This window comes from Gordonia alkanivorans (genome assembly GCF_004011905.1).
Lineage (GTDB): Bacteria > Actinomycetota > Actinomycetes > Mycobacteriales > Mycobacteriaceae > Gordonia > Gordonia alkanivorans.
In genome coordinates, this window is record NZ_CP027114.1 from 3,928,499 (window position 1) to 3,943,224 (window position 14,726).

Annotated in this window: 16 protein-coding genes; all 16 read right to left on the reverse strand. The window is 69.2% G+C overall.

What is annotated here, in order from left to right; genetic code table 11:
- Window positions 1–246 precede the first annotated feature (246 nt).
- A complete protein-coding gene (gene lgt / locus C5O27_RS17820; protein WP_127963872.1) occupies window positions 247–1,893 on the reverse strand; it encodes a prolipoprotein diacylglyceryl transferase in 1,647 nt (548 codons plus the stop codon).
- Between the two features lie 124 nt (window positions 1,894–2,017).
- Window positions 2,018–2,827, reverse strand: coding sequence for a tryptophan synthase subunit alpha (gene trpA / locus C5O27_RS17825; RefSeq protein ID WP_127963284.1), 810 nt, complete (start codon window positions 2,825–2,827; stop codon window positions 2,018–2,020).
- Window positions 2,824–4,155 (reverse strand): tryptophan synthase subunit beta, encoded by a 1,332-nt coding sequence (gene trpB / locus C5O27_RS17830; protein ID WP_035755318.1) that lies wholly within the window; start codon window positions 4,153–4,155, stop codon window positions 2,824–2,826. Before trpB ends, trpA begins: the two co-directional genes overlap by 4 nt.
- Before the next feature lie 61 nt (window positions 4,156–4,216).
- Window positions 4,217–5,035: an indole-3-glycerol phosphate synthase TrpC gene (trpC, locus tag C5O27_RS17835; protein ID WP_035755315.1), complete on the reverse strand. Its 819-nt coding sequence runs from the start codon at window positions 5,033–5,035 to the stop codon at window positions 4,217–4,219.
- A gap of 181 nt (window positions 5,036–5,216) precedes the next feature.
- On the reverse strand, window positions 5,217–6,002 hold the full coding sequence (locus C5O27_RS17840; protein ID WP_127963285.1) for a Trp biosynthesis-associated membrane protein: 786 nt from the start codon (window positions 6,000–6,002) through the stop codon (window positions 5,217–5,219).
- Entirely contained in the window at window positions 5,999–7,591 is a 1,593-nt protein-coding gene (locus C5O27_RS17845) for an anthranilate synthase component I (protein WP_127963286.1), read from the reverse strand. The genes C5O27_RS17840 and C5O27_RS17845 overlap by 4 nt, the downstream gene beginning before the upstream one ends.
- Window positions 7,588–7,767 carry a tautomerase family protein gene (locus tag C5O27_RS17850; RefSeq protein ID WP_005196179.1) on the reverse strand — a complete coding sequence of 60 codons (180 nt, stop codon included), beginning with the start codon at window positions 7,765–7,767 and terminating at the stop codon, window positions 7,588–7,590. The genes C5O27_RS17845 and C5O27_RS17850 overlap by 4 nt, the downstream gene beginning before the upstream one ends.
- A 39-nt stretch (window positions 7,768–7,806) precedes the next feature.
- Window positions 7,807–8,178, reverse strand: a complete 372-nt coding sequence (gene hisI / locus C5O27_RS17855; protein ID WP_006359158.1) for a phosphoribosyl-AMP cyclohydrolase — start codon at window positions 8,176–8,178, stop codon at window positions 7,807–7,809.
- Between the two features lie 19 nt (window positions 8,179–8,197).
- A complete protein-coding gene (hisF, locus tag C5O27_RS17860) occupies window positions 8,198–8,971 on the reverse strand; it encodes an imidazole glycerol phosphate synthase subunit HisF (RefSeq protein ID WP_127963287.1) in 774 nt (257 codons plus the stop codon).
- Between the two features lie 71 nt (window positions 8,972–9,042).
- Window positions 9,043–9,864, reverse strand: coding sequence for an inositol monophosphatase family protein (locus C5O27_RS17865; RefSeq protein WP_127963288.1), 822 nt, complete (start codon window positions 9,862–9,864; stop codon window positions 9,043–9,045).
- Window positions 9,864–10,607, reverse strand: a complete 744-nt coding sequence (gene priA / locus C5O27_RS17870; protein WP_006867632.1) for a bifunctional 1-(5-phosphoribosyl)-5-((5-phosphoribosylamino)methylideneamino)imidazole-4-carboxamide isomerase/phosphoribosylanthranilate isomerase PriA — start codon at window positions 10,605–10,607, stop codon at window positions 9,864–9,866. The genes C5O27_RS17865 and priA overlap by 1 nt, the downstream gene beginning before the upstream one ends.
- Before the next feature lie 52 nt (window positions 10,608–10,659).
- Window positions 10,660–10,959: a hypothetical protein gene (locus C5O27_RS17875; RefSeq protein ID WP_127963289.1), complete on the reverse strand. Its 300-nt coding sequence runs from the start codon at window positions 10,957–10,959 to the stop codon at window positions 10,660–10,662.
- Window positions 10,956–11,597, reverse strand: a complete 642-nt coding sequence (hisH, locus tag C5O27_RS17880) for an imidazole glycerol phosphate synthase subunit HisH (RefSeq protein ID WP_006359153.1) — start codon at window positions 11,595–11,597, stop codon at window positions 10,956–10,958. The genes C5O27_RS17875 and hisH overlap by 4 nt, the downstream gene beginning before the upstream one ends.
- Window positions 11,594–12,217, reverse strand: coding sequence for an imidazoleglycerol-phosphate dehydratase HisB (gene hisB / locus C5O27_RS17885; protein WP_127963290.1), 624 nt, complete (start codon window positions 12,215–12,217; stop codon window positions 11,594–11,596). The genes hisH and hisB overlap by 4 nt, the downstream gene beginning before the upstream one ends.
- Window positions 12,214–13,377: a histidinol-phosphate transaminase gene (locus C5O27_RS17890; RefSeq protein ID WP_127963291.1), complete on the reverse strand. Its 1,164-nt coding sequence runs from the start codon at window positions 13,375–13,377 to the stop codon at window positions 12,214–12,216. Before C5O27_RS17890 ends, hisB begins: the two co-directional genes overlap by 4 nt.
- Window positions 13,374–14,717 carry a histidinol dehydrogenase gene (gene hisD, locus C5O27_RS17895; RefSeq protein WP_127963292.1) on the reverse strand — a complete coding sequence of 448 codons (1,344 nt, stop codon included), beginning with the start codon at window positions 14,715–14,717 and terminating at the stop codon, window positions 13,374–13,376. The genes C5O27_RS17890 and hisD overlap by 4 nt, the downstream gene beginning before the upstream one ends.
- Between the last annotated feature and the right edge of the window lie 9 nt (window positions 14,718–14,726).

A 14,726-nucleotide genomic window follows, 5' to 3' on the forward strand; every position in this document is an offset into this window, starting at 1 on the left:
GTGCCGAGATCGGTACCGGGCTGAGTCGAACCGGGCGGTCGGAGATCGCGCGTCGTGAAGTTCGATCGTATCCGAACACCACCGAGCACGCGTGTGCTCGAAGGCTGTGATCCTCGCGACCGAGAACCGCCCCTGGACTCGACCCGGTGTGGACCTGCCGGCTACCTATCGTCGGCGGTTGCCTTCTGGAGGGTGGTTTTCAGCAGGCGGTTTTCGCGCTTACTTCCTGGCAGGGGCGGCCGAGGGTCAGGGCCGGCGGCGGCGACCGAATCGAGAAGCGACCCGGCGGCGGAGGCTGCTCGAGGCATCGGCCTGTCCGGCGTCGGTGGCCTGCACGTCGGCAGAGTCGGCTGCCGAAGACTCAGCATCGCCGGTTTCAGGGGCATCGGTTTCGACGGCAGAGGATTCCGGGTCGGATTCGACGACGCCGGTCGCTTGTTCCTCAGATTCCGCGACGCCGGTTGTCGCGTCCTCGGATTCGACGACCTGGCTTGCCGGGTCCTCGTTCTCGACGACGCTGTCGGCCTCATCGTCTTCGGCTGCATTGGCCGTCGCTGCGTCTACGGCCTCGGTGTCTGTTGCCTCTGCGTCGGTGGTTGCGTCATCCTCCGCCTCGGGTTCCGCGACCTCGGGTTCCGCGACCTCGGGTTCCGCGACCCCAGCGTCTGCGGACTCAGGTGCGCCAGACTCCCCCGCGTCAGAATCCACTGCCTCAGTCTCAACTGCGCCAGTGGCTGCTTCGGCTTCCTCGGTGACGGGTTCCTCGGTCTCGGTCTCCCCCGCCGCGGTTTCGTCGACCACCGGCTCGGCAGCGGGTTCATCATCCGAGACCTTCGCCGCTGCGGCAGGTTCGGCGGCGACACGGGTGGTCTCGACCTTGTCGGCCTCGGCGTCGAGCGCGTCCAGTGTGTCCACCTCGGCCGGCGGTTCCTGTCCTTCGGCGGCGTCGAGTTCGTCGAAGTCCTCGTCGTACCAGTCGTCCACGTATCCGGCGACGCCCTGTTCCTCGAGTTCGGCGGCACGTTCGGGGTGGTACATCTCCAGCCCCTGTTCGCGACCCTTGGGTGCGACGACGAAGTAGACGATCGCGCACACGAAAACGAGGGCCGCGGTGAAGAGGTTCGGGCGGATACCGGCGATGTCGTTGGCGACGGCGGCACGGTCGTCGCGCAGCATCTCGATGAAGAACCGGCCGAGGCAGTAGCCGGCGATGTACAGCGCGAACAGGCGACCGTGACCGATGCGGAACTTGCGGTCGATGACCACCAGGAGGACCACGATCAGGACGTTCCACAACAGTTCGTAGAGGAACGTCGGCTGGACGACGGCGACCACGACGCCGTTGGACTTGCCGTCTATCAGGCCCGCGTCGGCGTAACCGGCCTTGTTGACGCGCTCGTAGATCTCCAGACCCCACGGCAGTGTTGTCTCACGGCCGTACAGCTCCTGGTTGAAGTAGTTGCCGAGCCGACCGATGGCCTGGGCCAACAGGATCGGCGGGGCGATCGCATCGCCGAAGGCGGGCAGTCGGATGCCGCGGCGTCGGGCGCCGATCCAGGCACCGACCGCACCGAGCGCGACCGCGCCCCAGATTCCGAGACCACCGTCCCAGATCCGCAGGGCGTCGAGCGGCTCCTTGGGGGCGTCAGCGCCGAAATAGGTCTTCCAGTCGGTGATCAGGTGATAGAGACGCCCGCCGAGGAGACCGAACGGAACGGCCCAAATCGCGACGTCGAGGACCTCGCCTTCCTGTCCCCCACGTGCGACCCACCGGCGATTGCCCCACCAGACCGCGACGATGATCCCCGCGATGATGCACAGCGCGTACGCGCGCAGCGGGAACGGTCCGAGATCCCACACACCCTGAGGCGGACTGGGGATGTAGGCGAGCATCGTCGTGGTCGGCGCGTTCACGATGCAACCCTAACCGACCGGACACGTGTGCCCGTGCGGTGCGGTTGCCGCGTGGCCCGGATACAGACCTCGGGCAGCCTCTCGGCCCTACTCGACCAGCGGGTCAGACAGCCGCGTGACGCGAACGCACGCCCTCGGCGAGTTCGCCGACGAGGGAAGCCAGGCGGTCCTGGCCGGCCTTGGCGGCAGTCACCAGCGCCGAGCCGACGATGACGCCGTCGGAGTAGGACGCGATCTGGGCGGCCTGCTCACGGTTGCGGACACCGAGTCCGACGCCGATGGGGATGTCGGAGTATTCGCGGACGCGTGCACACAGCTCGGGAGCCATGTCCGACACCGCGTCGCGTGCTCCGGTGACGCCCATGGTGGATGCCGCATAGACGAATCCACGGGACGCGTCGACGGTCAGCGCGATGCGCTCGTTGGTCGACGACGGCGCGACGAGGTAGATGCGGTCGAGGCCATACTGATCGGAGGCGGCGTGCCACTGGGCGCCCTCTTCGGGAATCAGGTTCGGCGTGATGAGCCCGGCGCCGCCCGCGTCGGCGAGGTCTCGCGCGAAGTTCTCGACGCCGTACTGCAGTACCGGGTTCCAGTAGCTCATGACGACCGCGGCGCCACCGGCCGAGCTGATCGCCTCGACCGCGGTGAACACGTCGCGCACCCGCACCCCGTTGGTGAGGGCGAGATCGGCGGCCTCCTGGATCGTCGGACCGTCCATCACCGGGTCGGAGTAGGGCACGCCCACCTCGATGATGTCGCAACCGGCGTCGACCATCGTCCGGAACGAGGTCAGTGAACCCTCCAGCGTCGGATACCCCACGGGGAGATATCCGATGAGTGCGCTGCGGTTCTCCTCCCGACACTTCGCGAAGACGGGTCCGGTCTTCGAAGAGATCGTGTTTGCGCTCATGCCCGCTCTCCCGGCTGTCCGCTGGTGGCCTTTGCCTCGTCCTGCGACGGCGGCGGGTCGAAGAGGCCGAACCAGCGCGCGGCGGTGTCGACGTCCTTGTCGCCGCGACCGGAGAGGCTCACGACGATGATCGCGCCCTCGCCGAGTTCCTTGCCGAGCTCGAGTGCGCCGGCGACCGCGTGCGCGGACTCGATGGCGGGAATGATCCCCTCGCGGCGGCTCAGCAGCGCGAGCGCGTTCATCGCCTCGGTGTCGGTGATCGGTCGGTATTCGGCCCGGCCGGTGTCCTTGAGGTAGGCGTGCTCGGGGCCCACGCCCGGATAGTCGAGACCTGCGGAGATCGAGTGGGATTCGGTCGTCTGCCCGTCTTCGTCCTGCAGCAGGTACGAGTACGCACCCTGGAATGCACCCGGCGTGCCGCCGGTGAAAGTCGCTGCGTGACGGCCGGTCTCGACGCCGTCACCGGCCGCCTCGAAACCGACGAGACGAACGTCGGAGTCGTCGATGAACGGATGAAAGATACCGATGGCGTTGGACCCACCGCCCACACAGGCGGTCACGGCGTCGGGAAGGCGTCCGGCCTTGTCGAGGATCTGGGCACGTGCCTCCAGACCGACGACGCGCTGGAGATCACGGACCATCACCGGGAACGGGTGCGGGCCGGCGGCGGTGCCGAAGCAGTAATAGGTGTTGTGCGCGTTGGTGACCCAGTCACGCATGGCCTCGTTGATGGCATCCTTCAGCGTGGCCGAACCGTTGTCGACGGCGATGACCTCGGCGCCGAGCAGACGCATCCGGGCGACGTTGAGCGCCTGTCGGTCGGTGTCGACGCGACCCATGTAGATCACGCACTCGAGGCCCAGGAGCGCACATGCGGTGGCGGTGGCCACGCCGTGCTGGCCGGCGCCGGTCTCGGCGATGATGCGGTTCTTGCCCATCCGCTGGGCCAGAAGCGCCTGTCCGAGAACGTTGTTGATCTTGTGCGAGCCGGTGTGGTTGAGATCCTCGCGCTTGAGGAAGATGCGCGCCCCCCCGGCGTACTCGGCGAGACGCTTCGCTTCGTACAGCGGCGACGGACGTCCGGCGTAGTCACGCTGCAGACGGTCGAGTTCGTTCAGGAAGGCGTCGTCGTTGCGGATCTTGAAGAAGGTCGTGGTGACCTCGTCGATGACCGCCATCAGGGCTTCCGGCACATGCCGTCCGCCGTAGACGCCGAAGTGTCCACCCTCGTCGGGTTCGATCGACGTACGCGTCGTCAGGCCGGTGCTGGCCGGCGGGAGCACGGTCGCGGAAGAGTCGGGATGGGCCGAATCAGGATGGGCGGTCACTACATCTCACAGTCGATCGGGCCGACGACGACATGGACCGAACACGGCCCGAAGACGTATGTCAGCGAACTGGTTTCGGGCACGACGGGTGGGTACCCGCGGTGACCAGCTCACGCACGGCGGCGCGGGGGTCACCACTTGTCACGAGTCCCTCACCCACCAGGACGGCGTCGGCGCCCGCGCCGGCATAGGCCAGCAGGTCGGCAGTGCCGCGAACACCCGACTCCGCGATGCGGATGATCTCGGTCGGCAGGCCGGGGGCGATCCGCGAGAACGTATCCCGCTCGACCTGGAGGGTCTTGAGGTTGCGGGCGTTCACGCCGACGACCGACGCGCCGGCCTCGAGGGCGCGGTCGGCCTCTTCCTCGGTGTGCACCTCCACGAGGGCGGTCATGCCGAGGCTCTCGGTGCGGTCGAGCAGCGAGGCGAGGACGTTCTGTTCGAGGGCCGCGACGATCAGCAGGATGACGTCGGCGCCGTGGGCGCGGGCCTCGTGGATCTGGTACGGACCGACGATGAAGTCCTTGCGCAGGACCGGGATGTCGACCGCTGCGCGAACGGCGTCGAGATCGGCGAGCGAGCCGTGGAAGCGTCGCTCCTCGGTCAGCACGCTGATGATGCGGGCGCCGCCGTCTTCGTAGGCCTTGGCAAGCTCGGCTGGGTCGCCGATCGAGGCCAGCTCACCCTTCGACGGGCTCGCGCGCTTGACCTCCGCGATCACACCGATACCGGGCTGGCGGAGTGCGACCATGGCGTCCCGGGGAGCGGGAGCCTTCGCCGAGGCGGCCTTGACGGCAGCGAAGTCGGTCATCGCCTCACGTGCGGCGACGTCGGCTTTGACTCCCTCGATGATCGACTCGAGAACGTTGGGCATGCTCACAGCGACTCCGCTCCCTTCCGCTCGTCGTGTGGTCTCAGGGTAGACCGACAGTCGCGGCGACCTGTCGCCGGGTTGGCCGATTCTCCACAAAACGGGACCGGTCCTGGACTGTTGCGCATATCTCAGCCTGTCGTGTGCGTCTCAGCGAGGCGTCGGACCGGGGCACTGCTCGCCCGGAGGGTCAGCGCTCGTCCGGATCGGTGGGGTCGATGCCCGTGTCGAGCGCGTCCCACATCATGCGCTCGTTGGCGTCCGGGTCGTCGCCGGGCCGCCGGTCCTTTCCGCGGGTTCCGGCGTCGGCGTCGGCGTCGGCGTCGGCCGGGGTGTCACCGGCTTTCGCGGAGTCGGCCGCGGCCGCCCTCTTCCGCCGCTCGTAGTCGGCGAAGATCTCGGTCTCGAGCTCCTCGCGCCGGGCCGCGGGGGTCTTGTACTTGGACGACATCGTCGCACCCTTGGCGACCCGGAGCAGCACAACCGCGGCGGCGACCGCACACACCGTGCCGAGCAGGACCAGCGCGGCGGGCAACCACTGGGTGTCGGTGTAGAGCACGATGTACCGGTCCGGAATGTCCCCGGCGTCGGCGGCGTACTCGGAGTCGGCGCCACCGGCGATCAGGGAGATCGCCGGGAAGGCGGCGAGCACGCCACCGGCGGCGACGAGCAGCGCGACGAGGCGCAGACCCCAGCCGCGCACCGACAGCACCGCGGCGATGCCGGCGAGGTAGACCAGGGCGAGCGGCGTGAGCCACGGGCTCCAGTCCGATCCCTTCACGTCGAAGGCGCGCTGCGGTGAGAGGCCGTCCTCGGCCGAGACGGTGGCCCACGTCAGCCGGCTCGCGCCCCAGAACGCGGCGGCGGTGGCCAGCATCAGGACCGCCGCGATCATCTGCGGCCGTCGCGAGGACTTCGGCTTGGGCTGGGACGACTCAGGCTGGGACGACTCGGCCGGTTGGTCCGCGGATGTCACGCGATGTCTCCTGACGGGGTCTCCCCGACCCTGTTCATCGTCGACGCGGCGGCGACGGCGTTGAGCACCGCGGTTGCCTTGTTGCGCGCCTCGTTGTACTCGTACTCGGGCTCACTGTCGGCGACCACGCCGCCACCGGCCTGCACGTAGGCCTGGCCACGGGCGAGGAGCGCGGTGCGGATGGCGATCGCGGTGTCGGCGTTGCCGGCGAAGTCGAGGTAGCCGACGATGCCGCCGTAGAGGCCGCGCCGTGTCTTCTCGTGTTCGTCGATGAGCTCCATCGCGCGCACCTTGGGTGCGCCGGTGAGCGTGCCGGCCGGGAAGCAGGCGGTCACCGCGTCGAGTGCGTGCTTGTCCTCGCGCAGCGTTCCGGACACCGTCGACACCAGGTGCATGACGTGGCTGTACCGCTCGATGTGCCGGTAGTCGCTGACCTTCACCGTGCCGGGGACGCACACACGGCCGAGATCGTTGCGGCCGAGATCGACGAGCATGAGGTGTTCGGCGTTCTCCTTCTCGTCCTCGAGAAGGCCCTTGCCGAGCAGTTGATCCTCTTCTTCGGTGGCGCCGCGCCAGCGCGTCCCGGCGATGGGGTGTGTGGTCGCGATGCGGTCGGCGACGGTGACCAGCGCCTCCGGGCTGCTGCCGACGATCGTGAACGGTTTGCGGGCGATCGCGTCGGGAGCGGCGGTGTCGCTGTTCGCCTCGGTCCCCGGCATCCGCAGCAGGTACATGTACGGGCTGGGATTCGATGCCCGGAGCACGCGGTAGACGTCGAGCGGGTCGGCCTCGGTGTCCATCTCGAACCGCATCGACGGCACGACCTGGAAGGCCTCGCCCGCCTCGATCTCGCCGACGAGGCTCGTGACGATCTCGCTGTACTCCTCGAGCGTGCGCTGTGCGGTGAAGTCCGGAGTGGGCCGGTCGAAGGTCGAGACGGTCGACGACGCGGGTGCGGCGAGCGCCTCGGTCATCCGGTCCAGACGCGCCAGGGCGTCGGCGTAGGCCTCCTCGACGCGCTCGTCGGAACCGTCCCAGTTGACCGCGTTGGCGATCAGCGTGATCGTGCCCTCGTGATGATCGACGGCGGCGAGGTCGGTGGCCAGCACCATCATCATGTCCGGCAGGCCGAGGTCGTCGACGGTGGTCTCCGGGAGACGTTCGAGGCGCCGGACCATGTCGTAGGCCATGAACCCGACGAAGCCGCCGGTCAGCGGCGGCATGCCCGGCAGCGGGTCGGTTTTGAGCACGCGCAGCGACTCGGCCAGCACTTCGAGGGCCTCGCCGCCCTCGGGAGCGCCCACCGGCACCGAACCCCACCAGTGCGCCTGGCCGTCGACGACGGTCAGCGCCGAGGGTGCCCCGGCCCCGATGAAGGACCAGCGCGACCAGGAGCGGCCGTTCTCTGCCGACTCCAGCAGGAAGGTCCCGGGACGATCGCCGGCCAACTTGCGGTACGCCGACAGCGGTGTCTCCGAATCGGCGAGCACCTTGCGTGTCACCGGCACCACGCGATGGTCACGGGCGAGGTCGAGGAATTCCGCGAGGGACGTCGTGTGCGCCCCGGCCGCCGCGTTCACGCCGCTCATCCGAGGGGCTCGCCGCCGACGCCCCACTGAGTGCGCGGCACCTCGGTGATCGTGACCCAGACCGAATCCGGGTTCTTGCCGGTCGCCTTGGCGTACGCCTCGGTCACCGCCGCGATGGTCTCGCGCTTGACGCGGTCGGAGAGTCCGGGGGTCTGCGAGATCTGGATGAGGGGCATGCAACGTCACCGCCTTTCGGGTGTGATCACGATGGAAATCTACTGTGCGGAATCGACCGGCCGGGCGTCTGCTCCGAAAGACAGCGACTCGGTGTCGAAACAGCTGTGGTTCCCGGTGTGGCAGGCCGCGCCGACCTGGTCGACGACGAGCAACACCGTGTCGCCGTCGCAGTCGAGGCGCGCGTCGTGCACGTACTGGGTGTGACCGCTCGTCTCGCCCTTGACCCAGTACTCCTGGCGTGACCGCGAGTAGTAGGTCGCCTTGCGCGTGGCGAGGGTCCGTTCGAGAGCGGCGTCGTCCATCCACGCGACCATCAGGACGTCGCCGGTGGAGCGTTCCTGCGCGACCGCACTGAACAGTCCGTCGGCGTTGCGTTTGAGACGCGAGGCGAGCTCCGGATCGAGGGCCATCAGCGTTCTCCTGCCTGTGTCATCGGACGGTGATCCCGGCGTCGGCCATGGCGGCCTTCACCTCGTGGATGGTGAGTTCGCCGAAGTGGAAGACCGAGGCGGCCAGCACTGCGTCCGCGCCGGCCTGGACGGCGGGCGCGAAGTCCTCGACCTTGCCTGCACCGCCGCTGGCGATGACCGGGACCCGTACGGCCGCGCGCACCGCCCTGAGCATGCGCAGGTCGAAGCCCTGCTTGGTGCCGTCGGCGTCCATCGAGTTGAGCAGGATCTCACCGACACCGAGGTCCTGACCGCGCCGAGCCCACTCGACCGCGTCGATGCCGGTTCCCTGGCGGCCGCCGTGGGTGGTGACCTCCCAGCCGGACGGCGTCGGCTCCGAACCCTCCGGCACGGTCCGCGCGTCGACCGACAGGACGATGCACTGCGAGCCGAAACGTCGGCTCATCTCGCCGAGGACCTCGGGGCGTGCGATCGCGGCGGTGTTGACGCTGACCTTGTCCGCGCCCGCGCGCAGCATCATGTCGACGTCCTCGACGGTTCGGATGCCGCCGCCGACGGTCAGCGGGATGAACACCTGGTCGGCGGTCCGCTTGACGACGTCGATCATCGTGGAGCGTCCCGAGCTCGACGCGGTGACGTCGAGGAAGGTCAGCTCGTCGGCGCCTTCCCGGTCATAGCGCTCGGCCAGCTCGACGGGATCCCCGGCGTCGCGGAGGTTCTCGAAGTTGACGCCCTTCACGACCCGGCCGTCGTCGACGTCGAGGCACGGGATGACCCGCGTCGCCAGCGTCATCGTCGTGTCTCCTTCGTGTGCTCGTTCTTCATGGGATGCTCTCGTGCCTGTCTCATCGGTTGCCGGGGTGCTCATTCCGACCACTCCCCGACCGTTTGCTCGATCACTGCCATCAGACCCGCGTGCACGGTCGGCGTGCCCGCGACCAGTGACGGGGAGGCGACCGTCCAGCGCTCGCCCGCGATGTCGGAGGCGACCCCACCGGCCGCCCGGACCAGCGCGGCGCCCGCCGCGTTGTCCCACGGGTGCCGCCCGAAGGCGACGGCCCCGCCGAAGACGCCCGAGGCGGTGAACGCCATGTCGACGCCCGTGCTCCCCGTCATCCGGATACGGGCGACGCGGGAACTCAACGCGCGCAACAGATCTGCGCGTCGATCCCCCGCATAGCGACCGCGCCCGGCCGCGTTGAACGGCCCGAAGGCGACCGCGGCCTCCTCCAGCGGCGTGTCCGGCAGCGGCTCGGCGGCCTCGCCGTTGATCAGCAGCGGACCGTCGGCGTGAGCAGCGTACTTGCGGTCCAGCAGCGGCAGCCACGTCAGACCGAGGGTCGCCTCGCCGTCGACGACGAGCCCGAGCAGGATGCCGGTGAGCGGCATGCCTGCCGAGTAGTTGAAGGTCCCGTCGACCGGATCGAGCACCCACACCGGGCCGTCGACCGGATCGGCGCCGCCGAATTCCTCACCGTGGACCGGGATCTGCGTCCGGCCCTCGAGCTCGGCGGAGATCCGCCGTTCCAGGTCGAGGTCGACCTGGGTGGCGAAGTCCGTCCCGCCCTTGTGCACGGCACTTGGCGCACCCAGACCTTCGACGAAGGTCTCGACGGCTGCGTCGAGCACCGACCCCGCGGTGTCGAGCAACCGCGGGAGGTCGAGCGAGCTCTGGGTCGCGCTCATCAGACCCCGGCGACGGCCGTGAGTGCCTCGGGCAGGGTGAAGCGGCCGGCGTAGAGGGCCTTGCCGACGATCGCGCCCTCGACACCCTGGTCGACGAGGCCGGCGATGGCGACGAGGTCGTCGATGGCCGACACACCTCCGGAGGCGACGATCGGGGCGTCGGTGGCCGCGGCGACCTCGGCGAGCAGTTCGAGGTTCGGGCCCTTGAGGGTTCCGTCCTTGGACACGTCGGTCACCACGTAGCGCGAGCATCCGTCGCGGTTGAGACGCTCGAGGACCTCCCACAGGTCGCCGCCGTCGGTGACCCAGCCGCGGCCGCGCAGCCGGTAGGAGTCGCCGTCGCGTATGACGTCGAGGCCGACGGCGATGCGGTCACCGTGTTCGGCGATCGCGCGGGCGCACCATTCCGGGTTCTCCAGGGCTGCGGTGCCCAGGTTGACGCGGGTGCAGCCGGTCGCCAGCGCGGCGGCGAGCGAGTCGTCGTCGCGGATGCCGCCCGACAGCTCGACCTTCACGTCGAGTTCGCCGACGACCCCGGCGAGGAGCTCACGGTTGTCGCCGCGACCGAAGGCCGCATCGAGGTCGACGAGATGGATCCACTCCGCACCGTCGTTCTGCCACGCCAGCGCCGCATCGCGCGGCGAGCCGTAGGAGGTCTCGGTGCCGGCCGCGCCCTGGACGAGGCGGACCGCCTGCCCGTCGGCGACGTCGACGGCGGGAAGGAGTTCGAGGGTGCTACCCATGGGTGGAGTGTTCCTGTCTGTTCTCGGGTCGGGCTGTTGTGTGTCGAGCGGGTCAGGCGGGCGGGTGTCCGTCGCGGGCGGCGATCAGCTCCGCCCGCGCGCGGTTGACCATGCGGTTTGCCACGGTACCGATGGCCGCGATCATCGCGACCACTGCGGCCAGTGCGGCGACCAGACCTGCGAGCGGTGACCAGTTCGCCAGCAGGAGGATGAGCGGTATGCACGCCGCCAGGACCAGCACACCGGCGCCGAGAGCGTAGAACGCGAGCTTGGCGATCGAGAAACCGCTGCCCGCAGACGGGGTGTCGGGCGTGTTCCCGTCCGCTTCGCCGGCCGGCGTGCCGTCGGTCATGAGAGGCCCTTCACCCAGTTCTCCAGGAGTTGGGCACCGGCGTCCCCGGATTTCTCCGGGTGGAACTGCGTGGCCGAGAGCGGTCCGTTCTCGACCGCGGCCAGGAACCGTCCGCCGTGCTCGGCCCAGGTCAGCTTCGGAGCGTGCAGCGGCGAACCGACGTTGTCCATCTCCCAGGTCTGTGCGGCGTAGGAGTGCACGAAGTAGAACCGGGTGTCGGCGTCGAGGCCGTCGAACAGCACCGAGCCCTCGGGGGCCTCCACGGTGTTCCAGCCCATGTGCGGCAGGACCGGCGCGGGCAGCTGGGTGACGCTGCCGGGCCACTCACCGCAGCCGTCGGCCTCGACACCGAACTCCACGCCGCGTTCGAAGAGGATCTGCATGCCGACGCAGATGCCCAGCACCGGGCGTCCACCGGCGAGGCGGCGGCCGATGATCCGGTCGCCCTTCACCGCGCGCAGGCCTTCCATGCACGCGGCGAACGCACCCACACCCGGGACGACCAGGCCGGTCGCCTGCAGCGCGGTGTTGAAGTCGGAGGTCACCGTCACCTGGGCGCCGGTGCGTTCGAGTGCACGCTGCGCCGAGCGCAGGTTGCCCGAACCGTAGTCGAGGATCGTGACGTCGGTAGCGCTCACAGGGCTCCCTTCGTCGACGGGACGCCGCTGACCCGGGCGTCGTATTCGGTGGCCGTGCGCAGGGCACGCGCCACGGCCTTGAACTCGGCCTCGGTGATGTGGTGCTGGTCGCGGCCGTAGAGCACCCGCACGTGCAGGGCGATGCGGGCGTTGAGCGCGATCGACTCGAAGACGTGCCGGTTGATGATCGTCGAGTACGGCACACCCGGGTAGCCGCCGATCACCGCGGTGAGAAGGTGTTCCGGTTCACCGGTGTGCACGCAGTACGGACGCCCGGAGACGTCGACGACGGCCTGCGCGAGGGTCTCGTCCATCGGGATCCAGGCGTCGCCGAAGCGGCGGATGCCCCGCTTGTCCCCGAGCGCCTGACCGAGCGCCTGGCCGAGCACGATGGCGGTGTCCTCGATGGTGTGGTGACCCTCGACCTCGATGTCGCCCTCGGCCTTGACCGTCAGGTCGAAGCTGCCGTGCTGACCGAACGCCGTCAGCATGTGGTCGTAGAACGCGATGCCCGTGGAGATGTCGGTGAACCCGGTTCCGTCGAGGTTGAGTTCGACCGAGATCGACGATTCCTTGGTGGTCCGTTCGACCTTCGCGATGCGAGGCGCGGGGATGCTCACTGAGAGTTCTCCAGATCTGTGGTGGCGAGCGTGCGGCTGACGTCGAGGAATGCGTCGTTCTCGTGCGGGAGTCCGATGGTCACCCGCAGGTGGCCGGTGATCCCGACGTCCCGGATGAGGACACCGGCATCGAGGTAACGCTGCCACGACGCCGGCGCATCCCGGAAGCCGCCGAACAGGACGAAGTTCGAGTCCGACTCGACGACGCGGTAGCCGAAGCCGGTGAGCGCCGTCACCACACGTTCGCGTTCGGCGATGATCTTCGCGACACCGGCGAGGGTGTCGTCGCTGTGACGCAGTGCGGCGCGTGCGGCGGCCTGGGTCAGCACCGACAGGTGGTACGGCAGCCGGACGAGCTGGATCGCGTCGACGACCGCCGGCGCGGCGGCCAGGTAGCCGAGACGGCCACCGGCGAAGGCGAAGGCCTTCGACATGGTGCGGCTGACGACGACCTTGGCCGGGAACTCCTCGATCAGCTCGGTCGCACTCGGTGCGGACGAGAACTCGGCGTACGCCTCGTCGACGATCACGATGCCGGGTGCGGCCTCGACGATGCGTTGGAGGTCGGCGAGCGGGATCGAGCCACCGGTCGGGTTGTTCGGCGAGGTCACGAAGACCACGTCGGGTTCGCGGTTGGTCACCTCGGCGACGGCGTAGTCGATGTCGAGACCGAAGTCGGGCGACCGTGCCGCGACCAGCCAGGTGGTGTCGGTGCCGTCGGAGATGATCGGGTGCATCGAGTACGACGGCACGAAGCCGAGCGCGGAGCGCCCGGGACCACCGAACGCCTGCAGCAACTGCTGCAGGATCTCGTTGGAACCGTTTGCGGCCCACAGGTTTTCGACACCGAGCTGCACACCGGTCGCGCGGGTCAGGTATGCGGCGAGGTCGGTGCGCAACGCGACCGCGTCCCGATCCGGGTAGCGATGCAGTTCCGCGGCGGCCTCACGTGCCGACTCGGCGACGTCGTCGATCAGCGCCGGTGACGGCGGGTGCGGGTTCTCGTTGGTGTTGAGGATCACCGGCACCTTGAGTTGCGGTGCGCCATAAGCGGATTTGCCGCGCAGGTTCTCCCGCAGCGGCAGATCGTCGACGCTGATCTGCGATCCGGGGACCGAGCGCCCCGCCTCCGTCGTCACAGTCGCGTCCGATGCCGTCATGGGCGCACGCTTCCGGCGAAACGCTGCTTCACCGCGTCGCCGTGGCCGGGCAGGTCCTCGGCGTCGGCGAGGGTGACGACCTTGTCGGCGACCTCACGCAGGGCGGCCTCGTCGTAGTCGATGACGTGGACGCCCTTGAGGAAGGTCTGCACCGACAGGCCCGACGCGAAGCGCGCCGAACCCGAGGTCGGCAGAACGTGATTGGAGCCCGCACAGTAGTCGCCGAGGCTGACCGGCGCGTACGGACCGACGAAGATCGCGCCGGCGTTGTGGACACGGTCGGCGACCGCGGCGGCGTCGCGCGTCTGGATCTCGAGGTGTTCGGCGGCATAGGCGTCCACGACGGCGAGGCCGGCTTCGACGTCGTCGACCAGAACGATGCCCGACTGCTCCCCCGACAGCGCGGTGGTGACGCGCTCGCGGTGCTTGGTTGCGGCGACCTGCTGCTCGAGGGCGACATCGACGGCGTCGGCGAGTTCGGCGCTGTCGGTGACGAGCACCGAGGCGGCGAGGACGTCGTGCTCGGCCTGGCTGACGAGGTCGGAGGCGATGATGCCTGCGTCGGCCGAGTCGTCGGCGAGGATCGCGATCTCGGTGGGACCTGCCTCGGAGTCGATGCCGACCACGCTGCGGCACAGACGCTTGGCGGCGGTGACGTAGATGTTGCCCGGTCCGGTGATCAGGTCGACGGGGTCGAGGACTGCGCCCGGCTCGTCGGCGGCGTCGGTGTCGGTTCCGCCGTACGCGAGCAGCGCGACGCCCTGTGCGCCACCGACGGCCCACACCTCGTCGACGCCGAGGAGCGCACAGGCCGCGAGGATGGTCGGGTGCGGCCAGCCGCCGAAGTCCTTCTGCGGGGGCGACGCGACGACCAGCGAACCGACGCCGGCCTCCTGGGCCGGGACGACGTTCATGATCACCGACGACGGGTAGACCGCGTTGCCGCCGGGGACATAGAGGCCGACGCGGCGGACCGGAATCCACTTCTCGCTGACGACGCCGCCGTCGACGACCTGGGTGCGGGTGGTCTCCCGGCGCTGATCGGAGTGGACCTTGCGCGCACGGGTGATGGACTCGCGCAGCGCGTCGGCGACCTGTGCATCCAGACCGGCCAGCGCGTCGGCGATGACCTGAGCAGGCACACGCACCGAAGTCGGGCGGACACCGTCGAACTTCTCACCGAACTCCAGGGCCGCGGGCGTGCCGGTCTCGGCCACCGCATGCACCACCGGCGTCACCGTGTCGAGTACGGCATTGACGTCGGTACCCCCGCGGGGCAGCGCACGACGCAATTCGGCGAGCGTCGGAGTGCTACCGCGCAGGTCAGTTCGGGCGAGCATGATCTCTCC

Coding starts and splice junctions, on each gene's coding strand:
- C5O27_RS17875 (WP_127963289.1), bottom strand. CDS start 10,959: ATGACCGACGGCACGCCGGCCGGCGAAGCGGACGGGAACACGCCCGAC.
- trpA (WP_127963284.1), bottom strand. CDS start 2,827: ATGAGCGCAAACACGATCTCTTCGAAGACCGGACCCGTCTTCGCGAAG.
- C5O27_RS17845 (WP_127963286.1), bottom strand. CDS start 7,591: ATGAGCGGCGTGAACGCGGCGGCCGGGGCGCACACGACGTCCCTCGCG.
- hisD (WP_127963292.1), bottom strand. CDS start 14,717: ATGCTCGCCCGAACTGACCTGCGCGGTAGCACTCCGACGCTCGCCGAA.
- C5O27_RS17865 (WP_127963288.1), bottom strand. CDS start 9,864: ATGAGCGCGACCCAGAGCTCGCTCGACCTCCCGCGGTTGCTCGACACC.
- hisF (WP_127963287.1), bottom strand. CDS start 8,971: ATGACGCTGGCGACGCGGGTCATCCCGTGCCTCGACGTCGACGACGGC.
- lgt (WP_127963872.1), bottom strand. CDS start 1,893: ATGCTCGCCTACATCCCCAGTCCGCCTCAGGGTGTGTGGGATCTCGGA.
- hisI (WP_006359158.1), bottom strand. CDS start 8,178: ATGGCCCTCGATCCGGAGCTCGCCTCGCGTCTCAAACGCAACGCCGAC.
- priA (WP_006867632.1), bottom strand. CDS start 10,607: ATGGGTAGCACCCTCGAACTCCTTCCCGCCGTCGACGTCGCCGACGGG.
- C5O27_RS17890 (WP_127963291.1), bottom strand. CDS start 13,377: ATGACGGCATCGGACGCGACTGTGACGACGGAGGCGGGGCGCTCGGTC.
- C5O27_RS17850 (WP_005196179.1), bottom strand. CDS start 7,767: ATGCCCCTCATCCAGATCTCGCAGACCCCCGGACTCTCCGACCGCGTC.